This window comes from Kistimonas ophiarachnellae (genome assembly GCF_057552235.1).
In genome coordinates this window covers 14,133-31,541 of the sequence record NZ_BAAJPA010000019.1, presented here as the reverse complement: position 1 = coordinate 31,541, position 17,409 = coordinate 14,133, and the positions used below count along the sequence as shown (strand labels likewise).

19 protein-coding genes, 2 tRNA genes and 1 pseudogene are annotated in these 17,409 nt (G+C 50.3%); 13 read left to right on the top strand and 9 right to left on the bottom strand.

The annotated features are described in order from the left end of the window. Positions 1 to 38: 38 nt before the first annotated feature. Entirely contained in the window at positions 39 to 1,394 is a 1,356-nt protein-coding gene (locus AC27K1_RS19395; RefSeq protein WP_487152448.1) for an FAD-dependent oxidoreductase, read from the bottom strand. 375 nt (positions 1,395 to 1,769) lie between these two features. Between AC27K1_RS19395 and AC27K1_RS19390 the strand changes: the two genes are divergently transcribed. Both AC27K1_RS19390 and AC27K1_RS19385 read left to right on the top strand, forming a co-directional pair. Next, positions 1,770 to 2,408: a GntR family transcriptional regulator gene (locus AC27K1_RS19390; protein ID WP_395178285.1), complete on the top strand. Its 639-nt coding sequence runs from the start codon at positions 1,770 to 1,772 to the stop codon at positions 2,406 to 2,408. A 267-nt stretch (positions 2,409 to 2,675) separates the two neighbouring features. Continuing rightward, positions 2,676 to 3,134: a hypothetical protein gene (locus AC27K1_RS19385; protein WP_487152447.1), complete on the top strand. Its 459-nt coding sequence runs from the start codon at positions 2,676 to 2,678 to the stop codon at positions 3,132 to 3,134. Positions 3,135 to 3,360: 226 nt separating this feature from the next. Here the strand turns inward: AC27K1_RS19385 and AC27K1_RS19380 are convergent. Continuing rightward, positions 3,361 to 3,678 (bottom strand): annotated as a pseudogene (locus tag AC27K1_RS19380) (EamA family transporter); the annotation flags it as partial. Between the two features lie 182 nt (positions 3,679 to 3,860). Between AC27K1_RS19380 and AC27K1_RS19375 the strand changes: the two are divergent. Continuing rightward, positions 3,861 to 4,034 carry a hypothetical protein gene (locus tag AC27K1_RS19375; protein WP_345196530.1) on the top strand — a complete coding sequence of 58 codons (174 nt, stop codon included), beginning with the start codon at positions 3,861 to 3,863 and terminating at the stop codon, positions 4,032 to 4,034. 71 nt (positions 4,035 to 4,105) lie between these two features. Here AC27K1_RS19375 and AC27K1_RS19370 read toward each other — a convergent pair whose 3' ends face one another. Continuing rightward, positions 4,106 to 4,522: a thiol-disulfide oxidoreductase DCC family protein gene (locus AC27K1_RS19370; RefSeq protein WP_487152446.1), complete on the bottom strand. Its 417-nt coding sequence runs from the start codon at positions 4,520 to 4,522 to the stop codon at positions 4,106 to 4,108. A 204-nt stretch (positions 4,523 to 4,726) separates the two neighbouring features. On the opposite strand from AC27K1_RS19370, the gene AC27K1_RS19365 reads away from it, so the two are divergent. Beyond that, positions 4,727 to 6,610: a M14 family metallopeptidase gene (locus tag AC27K1_RS19365; RefSeq protein WP_487152445.1), complete on the top strand. Its 1,884-nt coding sequence runs from the start codon at positions 4,727 to 4,729 to the stop codon at positions 6,608 to 6,610. Positions 6,611 to 6,629: 19 nt separating this feature from the next. On the opposite strand, the gene AC27K1_RS19360 is transcribed toward AC27K1_RS19365, so the two are convergent. Beyond that, positions 6,630 to 7,055 carry a SirB2 family protein gene (locus AC27K1_RS19360; protein ID WP_487152444.1) on the bottom strand — a complete coding sequence of 142 codons (426 nt, stop codon included), beginning with the start codon at positions 7,053 to 7,055 and terminating at the stop codon, positions 6,630 to 6,632. 339 nt (positions 7,056 to 7,394) lie between these two features. Between AC27K1_RS19360 and nrdD the strand changes: the two genes are divergently transcribed. Then, the gene (gene nrdD, locus AC27K1_RS19355) at positions 7,395 to 9,536 is read left to right on the top strand and encodes an anaerobic ribonucleoside-triphosphate reductase (protein ID WP_487152443.1); all 2,142 of its coding nucleotides are present in this window, start codon (positions 7,395 to 7,397) and stop codon (positions 9,534 to 9,536) included. Positions 9,537 to 9,598: 62 nt separating this feature from the next. Beyond that, positions 9,599 to 10,063: an anaerobic ribonucleoside-triphosphate reductase-activating protein gene (nrdG, locus tag AC27K1_RS19350; protein WP_487152441.1), complete on the top strand. Its 465-nt coding sequence runs from the start codon at positions 9,599 to 9,601 to the stop codon at positions 10,061 to 10,063. A gap of 12 nt (positions 10,064 to 10,075) precedes the next feature. On the opposite strand, the gene AC27K1_RS19345 is transcribed toward nrdG, so the two are convergent. After that, complete coding sequence (locus AC27K1_RS19345; protein WP_487152439.1) at positions 10,076 to 10,855, bottom strand: Mut7-C RNAse domain-containing protein; 780 nt, start codon at positions 10,853 to 10,855, stop codon at positions 10,076 to 10,078. 123 nt (positions 10,856 to 10,978) lie between these two features. Here AC27K1_RS19345 and AC27K1_RS19340 point away from each other — a divergent pair, with 123 nt between their 5' ends. Beyond that, entirely contained in the window at positions 10,979 to 11,464 is a 486-nt protein-coding gene (locus tag AC27K1_RS19340; RefSeq protein ID WP_487152438.1) for a DUF2244 domain-containing protein, read from the top strand. A 110-nt stretch (positions 11,465 to 11,574) separates the two neighbouring features. Here AC27K1_RS19340 and AC27K1_RS19335 read toward each other — a convergent pair whose 3' ends face one another. Further along, the gene (locus AC27K1_RS19335) at positions 11,575 to 12,072 is read right to left on the bottom strand and encodes a TDE2712 family protein (protein ID WP_487152436.1); all 498 of its coding nucleotides are present in this window, start codon (positions 12,070 to 12,072) and stop codon (positions 11,575 to 11,577) included. Between the two features lie 400 nt (positions 12,073 to 12,472). Between AC27K1_RS19335 and AC27K1_RS19330 the strand changes: the two genes are divergently transcribed. Beyond that, entirely contained in the window at positions 12,473 to 12,886 is a 414-nt protein-coding gene (locus AC27K1_RS19330; protein ID WP_395178276.1) for a hypothetical protein, read from the top strand. A gap of 238 nt (positions 12,887 to 13,124) precedes the next feature. Here AC27K1_RS19330 and AC27K1_RS19325 read toward each other — a convergent pair. Beyond that, positions 13,125 to 13,212, bottom strand: a tRNA-Ser gene (locus AC27K1_RS19325). Positions 13,213 to 13,440: 228 nt separating this feature from the next. Between AC27K1_RS19325 and AC27K1_RS19320 the strand changes: the two genes are divergently transcribed. The 4 genes from AC27K1_RS19320 (at position 13,441) to AC27K1_RS19305 (ending at position 15,656) form a co-directional block, all read left to right on the top strand. Further along, on the top strand, positions 13,441 to 13,647 hold the full coding sequence (locus AC27K1_RS19320) for a type II toxin-antitoxin system VapB family antitoxin (protein ID WP_487152434.1): 207 nt from the start codon (positions 13,441 to 13,443) through the stop codon (positions 13,645 to 13,647). Further along, entirely contained in the window at positions 13,648 to 14,052 is a 405-nt protein-coding gene (gene vapC / locus AC27K1_RS19315; protein WP_487152432.1) for a type II toxin-antitoxin system VapC family toxin, read from the top strand. A gap of 310 nt (positions 14,053 to 14,362) precedes the next feature. Next, positions 14,363 to 15,040 (top strand): HNH endonuclease, encoded by a 678-nt coding sequence (locus AC27K1_RS19310; protein ID WP_487152431.1) that lies wholly within the window; start codon positions 14,363 to 14,365, stop codon positions 15,038 to 15,040. A gap of 223 nt (positions 15,041 to 15,263) precedes the next feature. Then, entirely contained in the window at positions 15,264 to 15,656 is a 393-nt protein-coding gene (locus AC27K1_RS19305) for a hypothetical protein (RefSeq protein WP_487152430.1), read from the top strand. 79 nt (positions 15,657 to 15,735) lie between these two features. On the opposite strand, the gene AC27K1_RS19300 is transcribed toward AC27K1_RS19305, so the two are convergent. Next, positions 15,736 to 15,823, bottom strand: a tRNA-Ser gene (locus AC27K1_RS19300). Between the two features lie 207 nt (positions 15,824 to 16,030). Here AC27K1_RS19300 and AC27K1_RS19295 point away from each other — a divergent pair. Further along, on the top strand, positions 16,031 to 16,471 hold the full coding sequence (locus tag AC27K1_RS19295; RefSeq protein ID WP_487152429.1) for a hypothetical protein: 441 nt from the start codon (positions 16,031 to 16,033) through the stop codon (positions 16,469 to 16,471). 7 nt (positions 16,472 to 16,478) lie between these two features. Here AC27K1_RS19295 and AC27K1_RS19290 read toward each other — a convergent pair whose 3' ends face one another. Further along, positions 16,479 to 17,147, bottom strand: a complete 669-nt coding sequence (locus AC27K1_RS19290; protein WP_487152428.1) for a MarC family protein — start codon at positions 17,145 to 17,147, stop codon at positions 16,479 to 16,481. Positions 17,148 to 17,409 lie beyond the last annotated feature (262 nt).

Here is a 17,409-nt window from a genome sequence, read left to right as displayed (position 1 = left end):
GGCCGGGTGCAGCCCGGCCTTATAAGGCGCCGGTTTTCTTAGAACCGACTGCCTGCTTGTGTCATGTGTTCACGGACTGCTTCACCCTGAATGTCCCGGTAGCGACGTTCTTCCCGGAGGGAAAGCAGCGTTGCCTGGGCGGCTGCATGACCGTATTCAAAGGTCTGGGCAGTCACCCTTGCGGAGGCCAGGGCTTCGTGCTCGGCGCAGAGGCAGCGACCGGCAACGATGATGTTTTCACCCAGCTTCGGTACCAGGGTGCCGTAAGGGACTTCGTACCAGTCATCCAGCAACCAGTGCAGCTTGGGTTTGGTGCCGGAATGCAGTTCGATCGGCCATGGGGTCCGGACGATGCCATCACTGCGCTTGCGGCAGCTGACCACATCTTCGTTGGTCAGCTTTTCAATGCCTTCGATGGAACGGGTTTGACGGATACCGACTTCCACTGCGGTATCCACCACGAAGCTGTTTTCACAGCCGGGGATGAATGCCTTGAGGAACTTCGCGTACTCGCGCACCTGCTTACGGCCAAAGACTTCGGCTTCGGAGAAATCCACCGGATCAATCACGTTCAGAACACGGCCATCCTGTCCGGCAAGACGGGTAGCATTCACCATCAGCTCATTGGGGCGGGTGGTCGGGAAGATCCAGATCTTGTGTCGGGGCAGGCTGTATTCGCCGGAGGCGTTCAGCTCAAGAATCTTCTCGGTCACCTTGGGCGGACAGATGGTGTCTTCACCGTAGAAATCCAGGTAGGTGTCCATATCCACGTTACCCAGACGGAAGAACATGGTGGGATTCTGGATGACACCGTTATCACCGAAGAAATACTCTCCGCCGGCACGGGCCACCACCGCCGCATCACCACTGGCATCAATAATGCGTTTAGCCAGAATCACGGAACGGCCGGCATTGGATTCAACGACAACGCCTTTATATGTCTCGCCATCCATGATCACACCGCTCACCGCCGTGTGATAAAAAATCTCGACACCGGCTTCTTCGAGCAGCTCATCAGCCACTTCACGCCAGACCAGCGGATCGTGAGTGACGGTGAAGGTCTTGCCATAAATCTGAGGCTCAGTCACCCCGCCGCGGGCAGCCAGACGACTGCGGAATTCTTCAGTGAAACCGAAAACAACCTGCTCCGGTGCATGGTTCTCTTTGTCGGACGCCATGTACATGCCGCAAATGGTGCCAGACAAACCGGCAACGGCTGCGCCACCACAAAAACCGTACTTTTCAATCAACGCGGTTTTCAGACCGTTACGGCCACAGACTGTCGCGGCGGCAACACCGGCGGAACCCCCGCCAACCACCAGAACATCCAGCTCCCGAAGCACCGGCAAATCCGGCAAACCGTCTGTGCGGCTTTCAAGTTTCCAGTCTTTCATCACAACCTCACAACTGCGCTCTAACTGATATATCAGTGATATGTGTATAATATTCACAATGAGGATCAGATAGCTGACCTGCGTCAACAAAGCAGTCAGTGTTCGGCGTTAAATTGCGATGCCAATACGCAGTCAACTGCGGCGACAACCGCTATAAATGTTGGATTGCGAGGGGATGACAGAAACTGGCACAACGCCGCCAGCTTCTTTAGACTCCGCAGACCCACGACACAGGTTGATCGCGAAAGCCTGATACCTTTAATCACCGGTTTACGAAAACCCCCGGGTTTCCGGATTCCATCACAGAGCAAACCCCTGCCCCGAACAACAAGGCAGATACAATGAGAAGCACCGGCGAATATGGGCGCACTATCAATGGATAATGAGATTTCTTTAACGGATATGGCGTACGAGCGCCTGGAGCGCATGATCATATTCGAGGAATTGCGCGGCGGCGCCATGTACTCCGAAAAACAACTGGCGGAACGCCTGGATATGGGGCGCACCCCTGTCAGGGAAGCGCTGCAAAAGCTGGCCTGGGAACAAATGGTGGTGATTCACCCCCGCCGGGGCATCCAGATTCCGGAAGTGTCCGTAGAGAACCAGCTGAAGCTGCTGGAAGTTCGCCGTCCTATCGAAGCCGCCTGCGTGGAACTGGCCGCCCAGCGTGCCACTTCAGGCCAGAAAAAGCGTATGCTGGCGCTGGCCGAAGGCATCCTGGTCTGCTCTGACAATAATGACGATGAAACTTTTCTGACCTATCTGCGTGACATTCATCACCTGCTGGTCGAAGCAGCACGGAACGAATACTTTATTAAAGCCATGAGCCCGCTGCAGGGACTTTCCCGCCGCTTCTGGTTCCTCAATAAAGAGCTGGACACCGGCCACCCCGCCAACCTGCATGCGGATATCATGCGCACCGTTGCCGCCGGCGATCGAGACAACGCCCGGGAAGCCTCCGATGCACTGATCAGTTACCTGACCCAACAGGCGAAGGATAAAATCGGCATGTAAATGAAAGGTGCCCGGTCATGGGCTCAATGCCATTTCCGGGCCATGCCGATATCAGCAAACAACATTCTTCCAGCATACTTTTGGCTGGCAAATTTTCCTGCCCTTTCTAGACTTCACTTGTAGTTACTGCCATAGAGCCAGTGGTTAAGATAAATTCGGTGGGTATATATTGTGCCACATGCCTAATGCTATTCATTCCCCACAAATATCGATCTCAATTTACGGCTCTGGCCCTGCAACATTTCTCGTATAGTTAGGCGCACTATCATGAAGTTCCTACAAAAATGCTTGCCATGCATAACCTCCCTGCTCGCGTTGACCCAACTACCGGCGAGTGAAGTCAATAGCACGTTTGAGAGCATACCAGCGCAACTTATATTTGACGAAAATCCGGAGTACGCAGAGATCTCCGTTGATTTTATTCCCGGAACCGCTTTTATCGCATGGATTGTTACCCGTGATGCTGACACTAAAAGAGTCCATAACTACGGCACTTACGGCGTCAATGGCCACTGGCAGGAAAAATTACCCATAAACTCACGGGTTATGGTGGGAGTCCAGGGATTTGCCAATAAATATTGCCGATACTTTGAAATCAAAGACACGACCTATGCAAATCTGAACTTCTGGGGCACATGCGATTTTTCCCATTATGAAATTACTGACGGTGATGCCGTAGAATTTGAAAAAGAGATTGTTTCGTTGGATCGATGCCCCGCCCCCTGAAATCACAGAAGAATGCTGATGCGGAACCGCGCTTCATGCCAGATTTTGAGGAATAGCAAAACAGGGATTTGACAGGCTAGAGCATGAGAAGAGTCTGACACATCCCTGTGTCATGTTTCACTCAAAGAGAAAGGTCTTAGCCATCTGCTTTGAGTGTCATATCGTATAAAAAACAAGCAATTGGCATCAGTCGCATTTAACGATTCATCACTTCGGTATCTTCGGATCAGGCTTCTGTCATTGATCGCTGTCGCCAGATCACTGCGGCAAGAATCACACAACCACCGATCAGAGTCGTTATGGCCGGAATCTCCTTCAGCCAAAATGCGGCCACCACCATCCCGTACAGCGGCTCAAGGACAGTAAGCAAAATCGCCATGGTTGCAGTCACGACGGCCATGCCACGTATAAACAGTGTATGGGCCACTGCAGTTGCCAGCACACCCAGCACACATAACCAGAACAGCGTGTTGCCCTCTAAAGCTGGCAGTACCGGCCAGGCAACCGGTGCAAGCACCAGCGCAGCAACAGATGTCTGCCAGCAGGCAGCGAAAAAGCCGCATTATTACTGCACTCTGAAGGGAATAACAGGTTGTTTTTCATGCTTTGCTTAGCGCAGGTTTCAATCACTTTTTTTGCTCATCAACAGAAAAATTTATCCATTTACCTGTGCTGTTTTTTGCCGGACAGTTACTCCGCCATCTTTAACATCCTGAGCGAATCGCCGTGGAAGAGATCAGCTATTTATACGAAGAAGACTTCGAAGAGTCCTCTCGCAAAGAAAAACAACGTCGACGTCATGCTGAATACGAGAAAAAGCGCAAGCGTGCCGAGCTTCACCTGGAGCGCCGCCGGCTTCGCGAAATGCTGGATATGGATGACCTGGACTTTAGCTGGTAACCCGTCTTTTACGACCCAACAACCCGCTCTTTGCAGCGGGTTATCAATGCACTCCGCAACCCTCTTTTTATTTAAGTATCATCTGTTTTACAGGCATTCCTGCCCAGTAACGGTGCCAGTCGCCGCGAGATAGTCTGCCGGTTCCTGGCAAACAAGCGATACACACCGTCCGCCACAACCCGAACCAGCGGCCAGCGTAGTGGCGCTATCCAGATTCCTTTCCCGACCGCCTCCCAGGCCGCCAGAGTGGCATCCACACCTTTCACAACGATACCATTACCTAATCGCGCATGAATGAAGCGATCAAGCTCTACAGGATCCAACTCCGGATAACGTTGCGCAAACCCGTCACTATGGATATCCACTAACTGCAGGTGCCCTGCCTGGTTCAGACCCGACAGATGGTTAATTTCGCGCAGGCATAAAGGACAGTTGCCGTCATAAAACAGGGTCACGGGCAGCGTGATATCCGATCGTTTCAGTGCCATGGTTCATTATCCTTATGTCCGTACATGTATACCGCGAAGCATTACACCTTGCATAATCTGACGATCCCGCCCGAAACACACAAGAAGCGACTACACTACAGCCATCGCTCAATGACCAGAATAGTCAGTATTTATTGCCGCAGATAGCCGGTAATTTTCCTTCACACTTGCCCCGTTTTCCCGTGAGCCTTCCGGGAGGTCATCATGCATTACCTCACTGCCCCATTATTTCTTGTATTTTTCGTGCTTTTTTCAGCCAATGCATTGAATGCATGCGCAACAAACACGACAGACGCAGCCAAACAAAAAATCCTGCCACCCGATATTCCCTGGCACGGTAAGAGTGAGCAGTTTACTGCATCGGACAGCAATCCTTTCATCACGAAAGCGGAAGCTACCCATTACCGGGAAACCGGTGATTACCAGGATACCGTGGACTGGCTGAAACGACTGGCCGCCAAAACAGATGATGTCCGTATCATTAATCTGAAGGAAAAAACACCGCAAGGTCGCACCATGGTCATGGCGGTCGTTTCCACCAGTCAGGACAAAACCCCCAAAGGGTTGAAAGAGAGTGGTAAACCAACGGTACTGATTGAATCCGGCATTCACCCCGGCGAAGTCAATGGCAAGGATGCAGGCCTGATGTTCCTTCGCGACCTGACCGTCGGGAACAAATACCCCAACCTGCTCAAAAAAGTGAACCTGTTGTTTATCCCGTCAGTGAATCCGGATGGTGATATGCGCCGCAGCCGTTACAGCCGTATTAACCAGAATGGGCCCGACGTTACAGGCTGGCGACTAAATGCTAACAACCTCAATCTGAATCGCGATTTTACCAAACTCGACAGCGCCGAAATCCGTAATGTCGTCAATGTATTGGATACCTGGAATCCGGACTTTTTCATGGATGTCCACTCAACCGACGGTATCAACTACCAGTACGATGTCACCTATTGCGATAACGGTCATGGCTGGTCACCTGCCGCCAAGGAATGGATGGACAAAAAGATGACCCCGAAAGTCTATAAGCAACTCAAGGCCATGGGGCATATCCCGAATGTCTGTATCAGCGCCAACGACAATAATGACCTTTCACAGGGCTACTACCCCTATTCCAGTGATCTCGCACGTTTTTCCAACCAGTACGGGGATATCCGGGGCATTCCGAGCATTCTTGTGGAACTGCATGCACTGAAACCCTATAAACAACAGGTGCTGGGCAACTATGTGCTTTACAAAGCCATCCTTGAAAGTGTTGCAGCAGATCCCAAGGGATTAAAAGAGGCTGCGGAACGCGATCAGGCTTTGCGTCCAGCCAACACCACGCTGACCTGGAAAACACCGGATAAAGTGCCGGACGTAGAATTCAAGGGCGTCAGCTATACCACGGAACAGTCACCTGTGACCGGTGAAGATGTCGTGCTATGGAGCAACAAACCACAAACCTACAAAGTTCCCCTCACTGCTCAATCCGAACCCGACTTGATTGTTAAGCGGCCAAAGGCGTATGTCATCCCGGTGCAATGGCAGACGGTGATCAGACGCCTGAAAACGCATGGCATCAAGATGACCACTTTTAAACAACCCACCACGCTGGATGTCATTGTCTATCGCATGAAAGATATTCAACTAGGGTCAGGTTTTGAACCAGACCGGGTCGGTGGCGCCAAACTACCAGGATACGAAGGTCGGTTATTGATCAAAGGCACACCGGTACCGGAGAAGCGTCGGGTTACCTATCCCGCGGGTTCTGTTGAAGTGCCTACCGACCAGCGACTGGGAACGCTGGCCATGAACCTGCTGGAACCCCGCAGTCCGGACTCATTCCTGCAGTGGGGGTTCTTCAACAGCATGATGACCATCGGTGAAGAGCCGGAAATCTATGTCATGGAGCCCATGGCGCGGGCCATGTTGGCACAGGATCCCAAACTGGCTGTCGCATTCAAGGCCAAACTGAAATCAGACAAGGCCTTTGCTAATGATCCCCATGCCCGCCTGATGTGGTTTTTTGAGCATACCCCCTACATCGACAAGAACCGGTATCTTTACCCGGTCGGCGTGATACCGGCTAAGTCGACTGACTAACCTCCCCCAGGCTGGAAAGCTATGACAGGAATGGCAGTGGATTCTTCGAGATGGCAACGGCAAAGATATAGCCAAAAACAACAATGGCTGACAGCGCCATGACGGCCTTCACTTTCGCTGGACGCCCCGGCCGGATCGCCATGGCGCCCAGCATGATATAGACGACTACCGCCACCAACTTGGCCTGAAGCCAGGGAAAGCTCCAGGCTGACAGTAGAGATGCCAGCCAGAGACCACAAATCAGCAGGAATGTATCAATGACATGGGGAACCATTTTCACCCAGCGTTTTTGCAACCACTGGGAGCCGGTCATAGACCAGCAGGCCCGGATACAGAACAGGCTCAGGCTTAACAGCGCCAGGGTCATATGCAGATGCTTGACGACCATGTACATGTAATCACTCCACTCATTTAAGTCACCGCGGACAACGATAGCTTCCGCCATCGGCACAGGGCAACAGTCAGCATTTTTTTCAACAGTGCATCATGCCCTGCGGCAGAACTTCGGTAAATCCCTAGTCATATTTATTTTCCTGCAGACCACTTTGCGCTCTTCCTCAATACAGCAAGCCAGGGCATGAAAGTGACAACTGACTCATGGCCTTCCAGTCTGGGTAACCACAGTCATTTTTCGTTTTGTCAATATTGATCAGCATCGGCCTTTATTGGAATATACCGCGCCTCAACACCATATATAGTGTTCATCCGCCTTCCCAAGCACATTTTAAGGGATCACCCGGAAACACATCGCCCCACACCAACCTGACTCCCGGAGATGGATCGCATGACTGACATCATCAAGCGCGATGGCTCACGCAAGCCTTTTGACGCGCCACGTATTGCCAAGGCCGTGGCCAGCGCCCTGAATGATGTCCATCTCAAAGACGATGCCTTCGCCGAGCAGGTTGCCCGCGAGATCGAGCAGAGTGTGGCCGACTGTGATGTCGTCGATATCTACGACATCCAGAACCAGGTGGAAGACCTGCTGATGCGCAGCCAGTACTCCAATGCCGCGCGCAAATACATTGAATACCGCAAGAGCCGGGATATTGAGCGTGAATCCCGCAACGCCCTGAGCCGTGACATCCTGAGCATCATCAACCAGGATAACGAAGAACTGCTCAACGAAAACGCCAACAAAGACAGCAAGATCATCCCCACCCAGCGGGATCTGCTGGCGGGTGTTGTCGCCAAGCATTATGCCAAGCAGCACATTCTTCCGGCCCATATCAGCACCGCTCACGACCGGGGTGAAATCCATTACCACGATCTGGATTATTCGCCCTTCTTCCCCATGTTTAACTGCATGCTGATCGATATCGAAGGCATGATGACCAACGGTTTCCGTATGGGGAATGCGGAAATTGAAACACCAAAATCCATTACCACGGCGGCGGCGATTACTGCCCAGATCATTGCCCAGGTTTCCAGCCATATCTACGGCGGCACCAGCATCAACGAGATTGACCGGATTCACGCGCCTTACGTTCGCAAAACCTTTGACAAGCATCTTACCCAGGGCATGCGCTGGATTGGTGACGAAGACAAGGCCCGTGAATACGCGATGGAAATGACCGAAAAAGATTGCTACGACGCCTACCAGGCGCTGGAGTATGAGGTCAACACCCTGCACACCGCTAACGGACAAACGCCGTTTGTCACTTTTGGATTCGGCTTGGGCACCAGCTGGGAAGAACGCCTGGTGCAGAAATCGATCCTGAAAAACCGGATCCGTGGTCTGGGTCGCAACAAGAAGACCCCGGTCTTCCCCAAACTGGTGTTTGGTATCAGGAAAGGTGTGAACTTCGCCCCTGAAGATCCCAACTACGATATCAAGCAACTGGCCCTGGAATGTGCCAGCAAGCGGATGTATCCCGATATTCTGAATTACGACAAGCTGGTCGAAGTCACCGGTAGCTTCAAGACCCCGATGGGCTGTCGTTCATTCCTGAACACTTACGAAGAAAACGGCAAGCTGGTACACGACGGCCGCAACAACCTGGGCGTTGTCTCCCTGAACCTGCCGCGCATTGCCATTGAAAGCGCCAAAGCGGAGCAGGATAAAGACGCCCGGGAAGCCGCCTTCTTCAAACTGCTGGACCAGCGTATGGAACTGGCCCGTGAAGCCCTGATGACCCGTATCCAACGCCTCGACAAGGTGCGCGCCAGCGTTGCACCGATTCTCTACGTAGAAGGCGCCTGTGGTGTACGCCTGAAGCCGGAAGACAAGGTCAGCGAGATCTTCAAGAATGGTCGTGCGTCCATCTCCCTGGGCTATATCGGCATTCACGAAACCATCAACGCACTCTATGGCCAGTGTGATATCTACGATTCCGCTGAACTGCGCCAGAAAGGCCTGGGGATTGTTGAGCATTTACGCAATGCCGTAAATCGCTGGAAAGCGGAAACCGGCTATGGCTTCAGCCTCTACTCCACGCCCAGCGAAAGCCTGTGTGACCGTTTCTGCCGCCTGGACGAGAAAGCCTTTGGTGTGATTGAAGGCGTCACCGACAAAGGGTATTACACCAACTCATTCCACCTGGACGTCCAGAAAAAAGTCACCCCTTACGACAAGGTGGACTTTGAACAGGATTACCCGCAGTACGCATCTGGCGGTTTCATTTGTTATGGCGAATATCCGAACATGACCCATAACCTGAAAGCACTGGAAAACGTCTGGGACTACACCTACGACAAGGTTCCCTATTACGGCACCAATACCCCGAATGACTCCTGCTATGTCTGCAGTTACGAAGGGGAATTCAACGCCACCAGCCGTGGATTTGAATGCCCGCAGTGCAAAAACCGCAATTCCGACAAGATGTCAGTGACTCGTCGTGTCTGTGGTTACCTGGGCCAGCCTAACAGCCGTCCCTTTATCCGCGGCAAGCAGGAAGAAGTGGTTCGTCGCGTCAAACACCTCTAACCTGTCCTAACCTTAAGTCGGCCATTACCCGGTAATGGCCGACTGCTACCGTCCGAGTCGCCATGAACTATCTCCAGTATTACCCGATTGATGTCGTCAATGGCGTTGGCACCCGCTGTACGCTGTTTGTCAGTGGCTGCGACCATTTCTGCAAAGGCTGCCACAATTCCAGCTCCTGGAATGCGGCTGGCGGTCATCCTTTTACGGCAGAAATGGAAGACCAGGTTATCAGGGATCTCGGTGATACCCGTATTCACCGTGACGGCCTTTCTCTGTCCGGTGGTGACCCCCTGTTCCCGGGTAATATTGACGGCATTCTGAAACTCGTGAAGCGGGTAAAAGCAGAATATCCCGACAAGGACATCTGGCTCTGGACCGGCTACACACTGGAGACCCTGACGGATTCTCAACGTGAAATCATGGATTATGTTGATGTTCTGATTGACGGAAAATTTGAACTGGAGAAACGCGATCTTTCACTGGCGTGGCGTGGCAGCAGTAACCAAAGAGTCATTCACCTGCACTAACTGGATTAATACCTAGGTAGAGTCTACCTGCAGCTCAATGCCTTCTTCCATTAACTGAGCTAATATCCGTGCATAATGACTGCCTTTCCAGAAGACTTGCTGGCATGCATCGCACTGATAAAAGGTATCATAATAGTGTCGCGTATCCGGCTGAATCAGATGCCATACCTGCCCAGCCCTTACGGATTGCAACTGACCATTACAAACACAACAACGGGTAAACGGTTTGAAGTTCGATTCCAGCTGCAGCGCCTGTACCACTTCTTTCAGTTGTTTCACAGGATCGGTATTTCGTAGCCAATACCCATGAGTCACTCGGCTATTTTTCAATATGCCCAGATCCCGGGTCAGAATAATTCGGTGTGTCTGCTGACTGACCGCTATGATCGTTTCGTCTTCATAATCGTTCTGGTACAAAACATCCAATCCCAGAATCCGTAGATAACGTGCAAGCTTGCCAAGGTGAACATCAGCAATAAAACAGGGATGACGTAATGGTGCAGGCCGCAATCGGTTGACCGACTGGATATCAAGCCGTTCAAAAACCGGATAGACAGATACTCGCTCCCCACCCTTCAGCGAATGCCTAAAGCTAACAGGGTTTCCATTCACAAGAATAAGATCCACTTCCGTATGCGGTACCTGCTGCGCCTCAATCAGATCTTTAACAGCAGGCCGCCCGATAAACCTTATCCGATAATCACATTGCCGGTAGCGCTTGGGCAAAAAGTCATTCAGTTCCGCGTAAAAACGAAATAAGGCTTCACGCTTTATAAATGCATGACTGTTCACATCACCACCACCAACAACCTGTATTTGGTAAAACAGCGACAGTTTTACGCCTGTTATCTATGCTCTGAACACCAGAGCCTTGTTTCGCCCTGATCAGATGACATTGCATTCGGTTCCAGAAAGATGGTCACCACAGACCTTGATTACAACACACTGACAGGCTCCATCCTGCTCCAACCCAATGACTCACTGAGCTGGAAAGGGAACCTTTGGTTTCTGCTCATACTGTCAAGCCTGTCGCTCACCATCGCCACCAGCCTGATGTATGCTGGCGCCTATCTGGTATTGCCCTTCTCGCTGCTGGAAATCATAGCACTCGCTGCCGGCCTGTATTACTGCGCCTGGCAACGTCAGCGCAAGGAGATCATTACCTTTACGGATTATCAGGTGACGATCGAAAAAGGTTATTACCAACCACAAACCACCCTGCATTATCACCGGATCTGGGCACATTTTGTGGTTCGACAACCTTCCCATCCCTGGGAGCCACACCACCTCTGGATTCGCTCCCATGGACAGGAAGAAGAATTGGGTAAATTTCTGAGCCGGGAAGACAAGAAAATCCTGATTGCCCAGTTACGCGCTTTTATTCAGCAGTCGCAGCAATGACCGTCATTCCAGACGGTACGCGATCAAGTAACATTAGCCCTCGCATTGCGCTTTATCTTTACCCATCCCGAAAGGTCAGGGGCTGGTGAACCCCTGGTACGAGCAATGCATTATGCTGCATTTAATGTACGCTCAACCCACTGCTTGAACTCAACACCATCCATCTTGAGCTCATCACCGCCCATGATATCTGCCTGCAGGCGGAAGAAGTTAACGTACAGGGTATTACCCTTGAGGTAGTAATCATCCATGTGCAGGGGAAGAATGACCACTTCATAGTCACCAGCCATCTGGATACCACTCAGGTTCATCACCTTGAGCGGCGCCATCATGGCTTCCATCAGGCCCATGTCTTCCATGGCCCACATATTATTGTTCCAGAAGCGGGATTCACACTGGTGATCCGCACTGAACCGTTCCCGGTTACTGATGGCGCTCAGCGCACGACGGACAGATTCAACGGTAAACTCATCCGAGTAAACGGGTTTCATCGCCTCATGACCAGCAATGGACATAATGAATGCTTCCCCGACCTTATCCCTGTCACTGGTGGCCTGCCAGAAGTAGAACACCAACTCCATGATATCCATATTCATCTTGATCGCCATTACTGCTCCTCGCTGATCAGGTCGCCGAGGGTACGTGGCTTATGCCCTGTTTGACGATACCCAGGCGGGTTGAACGGAAATAAGGCAGTCATCCTAATGGCAACAGCGGCGTCTTTTTTATGACAAATGGCAAGGAAAGGTGAATAAATGCAATATGGCGCTCAAGCCTTTTCTTATCCAGTGCTTATAACCTGGGCTAATGCTCCAGTGGAGGCGAAATGATCTCTATACAGCAAACCGTGAGGAAGCTCCTATCCATAAAAATGCTCAATGTGCCCTAACCAATCAGCCACCACCTCAAAGCTGGTCAACATCCAGACACATGCTCATTAGCGTTCCCAACAAAAAATACTATGCTTGCTGCCATCCCTAAAATGTCACTAACAATGCAGTGTGGACTATGACGACAAATCTATTCAAAGAACTCAAGCGCATTGGTATTGATGAAGAGCTGGCCTATCAGCTCGACAAAAGCCTCGCTCCTGAATACAACGCAACCAAACAAGACCTTCTGGTCATGCAGGAAACCCTGTTGCAGATGCAGTTTCGCACAGAATCTGCCATCACAGGACTAAGGGAGGAAGTCCGGAAGGACATGCACACTATGCAGGAGGAAATTCAGGAGATTCGAGGGGATATTAAAGATGTACGTGGTGAACTCAAGGATGTCAGAGGTGAAATAAAGCTGGTTGAAGCAGGCTTGAAGTTGGACTTGGCCGGGTTCTCACGTCAGTTCTGGATCACCTTTGGCGGCTTGATCGTCACGATTCTAAGCGTTTGGGGTGTGAACTGGTATTTTCATGCACTGGGTTAATTCCAGACCCGCTGATACCCCATACAAGCAAATATCATTAATTGAAGCGCATTCATGATAAGGCCAATTGCACTCCTTAACGGATAGAACTCACTCCACAAAAGTGAGTCAGAAAATCAAGGGGCAACGTTACCACGACAGCAGTCTTAATTTCAGGCCATGAGATTTATGCATGGCCAAAATTTTTTACTATAACGAAAAAAGCCTGCCACCCAATGGGTGGCAGGCTTTTCAAATCTGGCGGTGAGGGAGGGATTCGAACCCTCGATACGTTGCCGTATACACACTTTCCAGGCGTGCTCCTTCAGCCACTCGGACACCTCACCAGCTTATCTGCTTTCGTTTTGGGCTGTGCCCCGAAAGCGAGGCGTACTGTATATCAGAAGGGGGCCTGAAACAACCTCCCAGCGTATAAAAAAGTTTAATTTTGCTGAAAATTCATAGTGTTACTGTCCAAATCATGCCGAAAAATCAGAACTCATAGATTAGTTGTGAACTTTTTCAAAAGCACCTACTCTACTGATACACATATTTCATTAAAAAAAGTGTATACGATGAGTGACACAATACGAACCAACATCGTGCTGGATCAGGCACTGGTTGAAGAGGCGTTATCTCTGTCAGGCCTGAGTTCCCGCCGTGAACTGGTCGATTTTGCTTTGCGCGAGCTGGTTCGCCGTGCGCGTCAAAAAGAACTTCTCGCGCTCAAAGGCAAAATCAGCTGGGAAGGAGACCTCAATGCCATGAGGGAAACCCGTTAAATGGATACCCTTGTTGACACCAGCGTCTGGATCGATTTTTTTAACGGGACCGACACTCCACAGGTTGCTTCTCTGGAAATGCTACTTAACACCGGTGATGCCTGTATTTGTCCCATTATACTTATGGAAGTCTTACAGGGAATCCGTTCAGAAAGCGCCTGCCGGAAAACTGAAACCCTTATGACAAGCCTGACCAGTTACCCGGTTCACCAATCCTACTTTCGTGATTCTGCAATGTTGTACCGCCAACTGCGCAAACATGGAGTTACCATTCGCAAGAGCCTTGACTGCCTGATCGCAGTCACAGCCATGCAAGCCAACCTGCCACTCCTGCATCGTGACAGGGACTTTGACGCCATCAAACAGCATTCAGCACTCAAGTGCATACAGTTGACTGAGCACTAATCGGGGATAATTCAGTAAACCCTACTAATTTGAGAAAAATTTTGCTTCCAGCCTACAAAAAAACTAATAAGCACCACAGACTCATCCCCCACAAAGACGACAAACGCTACCTATAGCACGAACCTCCCCATTCTGTTTTAATCCTTGATCGAACGTTCAAGTTATTTATTAGGATTTATAGACGGGCGCAAACGACTGCACCAAGCCTCTGAAGGCTATCGTGCTGGATTAAAAGCGATTTTCGCCCCCCTTTAAATGACAACTGTGACAACAAAAACAGCTACAACGCCGTTAACATCAAGGAAAAAAATTGAACAAGCAATGGAGCAAAGAAGAGCTGAAAGCATCTGTAGTTGCATATATTGATATGCTGAAAAAAGAGTCAAACAATGAAGCTTTCATAAAGAAACACTATTATTCCGAGCTTTCAGACAAGTTTGGAAGAACTGAAAAAGCTTACGAGTATAGGATGCAAAACATCTCGTATGTATTTTCACTGATGGGGAGAAAATGGGTTTCAGGGCTAAGGCCTGCCAAGAATGTTGGCTCAAACAATGTTGAACTTTTAGAACGCCTGATTTGCGATATCGAAGGAAGGAGTCCTATCGACATGGCGAGCTTTGAGGATCAAGTAAGAACTCTAAAGAATAAACAGAATCTAGAATGCCCAGTAGGTATTGTAAAACCAACAACATCTACCAACAAAGTCACTCAATTCATACGAGACCCAAAAGTAAAAGCGTGGGTGCTTAAAGAAGCAAATGGCACATGCGAAAGCTGCTCTACTTCAGCACCATTCAACACTGCACACGGCGAACCTTATTTAGAAGTGCACCATTTAAAGCATCTGGCAGAGGGAGGGTCTGACACTATCACAAACACTGTCGCCTTATGCCCAAACTGTCACAAGGAATTTCATTATGGTGCAAATTGCTCACAGTCACTTAACGAAATCTATGACAAAGTTACCCGCCTGATTCGTGAATAATTCAAAATGCAAGGGCTATGGTTTGCATAAAATCATACAGCCCTTGCCCATCTAAACGATAAATCTATTCAGAAAAATAGCACAGACACAAAGCCCCGGATCTTCCCCCCTTTTTCCATAGGCATGCATTAGGTGCCATGGAACCAAGAACATTCGCGTTTCGAAGAAGAAAGACTACGCTTGTTGCCATCAATAGAATGCAACCAACAACGCGGCAGGGATTATGACGAAAAACCTGTTCAATGAACTCAAACGCCTCGGCATTGATGAAGAGCTGGCGCATCAGCTCGACAAAAGCCTTGCCCCCGAATACAACGCAACAAAACAAGATCTAATGGTTATGCAAGAGACCCTGCTTCAGATGCAGTTTCGCACAGAGTCAGCCATTACAGAGCTAAGGGAAGAAGTCCGGCAGGATTTGCACACCATGCAAGAGGAAATACAGGAAATTTGGGGTGAGATTAAAGATGTCAGAGTTGAGATCAAACTGGTTGAAGCAGGTCTGAAACTGGAACTTTCCGGCTTCTCACGCCAGTTCAGGATTACCTTTGGCGGTTTGATCCTCACTATTCTGAGCGTGTGGGGCGTGAACTGGTATTTTCATGCGCCGGGTTGATCAGAGCTATACCCGATAAAACCATCATTCCCATAACGAAAAAAGCCTGCTACCCATTGGGTAGCAGGCTTTTCAATTCTGGCGGTGAGGGAGGGATTCGAACCCTCGATACGTTGCCGTATACACACTTTCCAGGCGTGCTCCTTCAGCCACTCGGACACCTCACCAGCTGATCTGCTTTCGTTTCGGGCTGTGCCCCGAAAGCGAGGCGAAATGTATACCAGTTCCGTGCCTGAAACAACCTCATCCGGAACAATCTGCGGCATTTACGGAACAGGGGCGTTAAAACCACTATCCCTTTCCATAGATCATCATTGCGACAGCTCTTCCCTGCCCGCATCCATATATTGAGGCGATATAACAAAGGTGATTAAATGCAGCTTATTGACTGTCAGAACGACAAACCGGCATTTTTTCACCTTCCAGGCACTACTATGGACTCCGTCAGCGGGACTGTTACCTTCCATCATCCTACACGAAAGCCCGCGACCGAAATCCTTTCTGACACCATCGTCCACCTTGATGCGTTCAGTCGCCATATTCACCACACCCGCTACCATTGCCCGATTTACTGTTGGCTGGCAGCTGGGAAGGTGAAAATCCACAAGATCTTTATTGAATCTCGCGTTTTCCTTTATATGGAATACCGGGATCGCCGTGGCGCCAGTTGTTACCGTCAGCGGCAATTCAAACATCTGGAAGACGCATTACTGTTTCTGGAGCAGGAAGCTGCGCACGTCGAGTTTCCTAATATCTGCGGGGAAGAAACGGCCAAACGGCCGATCAAGCTGCCGGACCAGAGTCAGGCAGCCTGATAGAGAGTTACGGATTAACCAACGGGACGATTTCAAAGATATCCCGCAGCATCGGCTTCAAGCCGCCAAAGAAGTATTCCACCGCGATAACCATCACGATCAAACCCATAATCCGCATCAGCACCTTGTTACCACTTTCACCCAGGCGATCCATGATCGGCTTGGCGAACAGCAGGAACAGGTAAGTCACGCCAATTACGGTCAGGATTGACAGGAACAGCACCGAACGGAACAGAATATCCTTGTGCTGCTCCATCAAGATGATCACGGTAGCAATAGCACCCGGACCACAGATCAACGGAATCGCCAACGGCGTGATTGCCACGTTATTGGTGTATTCCTCCAGATCTTCCATTTCTTCCTGCTTGTCGATCCGGGTACGGCCCATACGCGCCTGAACCATCTCATAGCCCATCAGGAAGAACAACACTCCACCGACAATCTTCAGGCTGTTCACGGAAATCGCAAACACCTTGAAAATAATCGAACCGGTCAACGCAAAAGTGACCAGGATCGCAAACGCCGTCATGGTCGCCTTCAACGCCACATGACGCGCCTGTTGCACCGGCAAATCGGCCGTGATCGAACTGAATACCGGTGTAATGCTGACCGGATTGATCATGGTAAATAATGAGGTCAGACAAAGGAGTGCGAACTCCATGAGGCTGTGAGCCATCTACCTAACTCCAGGGAACTGTTCTCTCGAAACGGATGAATAGTAATAGCGTCTGATTGATGCGTGATTAACGCGGGCGCTTTCGCTTAGAATACGTTAGCCGATACGGTGCGCCCCAGAACGGGCCGCCTACCCTGCCGGCTGAAATCTATGTTGTTGAAGGCGCGCATTCTAACGCAGCTTTCCCCGCAACAGTAGACCCCGCGCCCGATAGATTGTTCTTTTTTATCAGCGCAGTTCAGAAAAAAACAATTTTTCCCAA

Bases quoted from the DNA above. Each gene is read 5' to 3' on its own strand.
- AC27K1_RS19390 (WP_395178285.1), top strand. From the start codon at position 1,770: ATGGATAATGAGATTTCTTTAACGGATATGGCGTACGAGCGCCTGGAG.
- AC27K1_RS19320 (WP_487152434.1), top strand. From the start codon at position 13,441: ATGAGTGACACAATACGAACCAACATCGTGCTGGATCAGGCACTGGTT.
- AC27K1_RS19365 (WP_487152445.1), top strand. From the start codon at position 4,727: ATGCATTACCTCACTGCCCCATTATTTCTTGTATTTTTCGTGCTTTTT.
- AC27K1_RS19360 (WP_487152444.1), bottom strand. From the start codon at position 7,055: ATGGCGGAAGCTATCGTTGTCCGCGGTGACTTAAATGAGTGGAGTGAT.
- AC27K1_RS19340 (WP_487152438.1), top strand. From the start codon at position 10,979: ATGGTCACCACAGACCTTGATTACAACACACTGACAGGCTCCATCCTG.
- AC27K1_RS19385 (WP_487152447.1), top strand. From the start codon at position 2,676: ATGAAGTTCCTACAAAAATGCTTGCCATGCATAACCTCCCTGCTCGCG.
- vapC (WP_487152432.1), top strand. From the start codon at position 13,648: ATGGATACCCTTGTTGACACCAGCGTCTGGATCGATTTTTTTAACGGG.
- AC27K1_RS19370 (WP_487152446.1), bottom strand. From the start codon at position 4,522: ATGGCACTGAAACGATCGGATATCACGCTGCCCGTGACCCTGTTTTAT.
- nrdD (WP_487152443.1), top strand. From the start codon at position 7,395: ATGACTGACATCATCAAGCGCGATGGCTCACGCAAGCCTTTTGACGCG.
- nrdG (WP_487152441.1), top strand. From the start codon at position 9,599: ATGAACTATCTCCAGTATTACCCGATTGATGTCGTCAATGGCGTTGGC.
- AC27K1_RS19335 (WP_487152436.1), bottom strand. From the start codon at position 12,072: ATGGCGATCAAGATGAATATGGATATCATGGAGTTGGTGTTCTACTTC.
- AC27K1_RS19395 (WP_487152448.1), bottom strand. From the start codon at position 1,394: ATGAAAGACTGGAAACTTGAAAGCCGCACAGACGGTTTGCCGGATTTG.
- AC27K1_RS19290 (WP_487152428.1), bottom strand. From the start codon at position 17,147: ATGGCTCACAGCCTCATGGAGTTCGCACTCCTTTGTCTGACCTCATTA.
- AC27K1_RS19305 (WP_487152430.1), top strand. From the start codon at position 15,264: ATGACGAAAAACCTGTTCAATGAACTCAAACGCCTCGGCATTGATGAA.
- AC27K1_RS19295 (WP_487152429.1), top strand. From the start codon at position 16,031: ATGCAGCTTATTGACTGTCAGAACGACAAACCGGCATTTTTTCACCTT.
- AC27K1_RS19330 (WP_395178276.1), top strand. From the start codon at position 12,473: ATGACGACAAATCTATTCAAAGAACTCAAGCGCATTGGTATTGATGAA.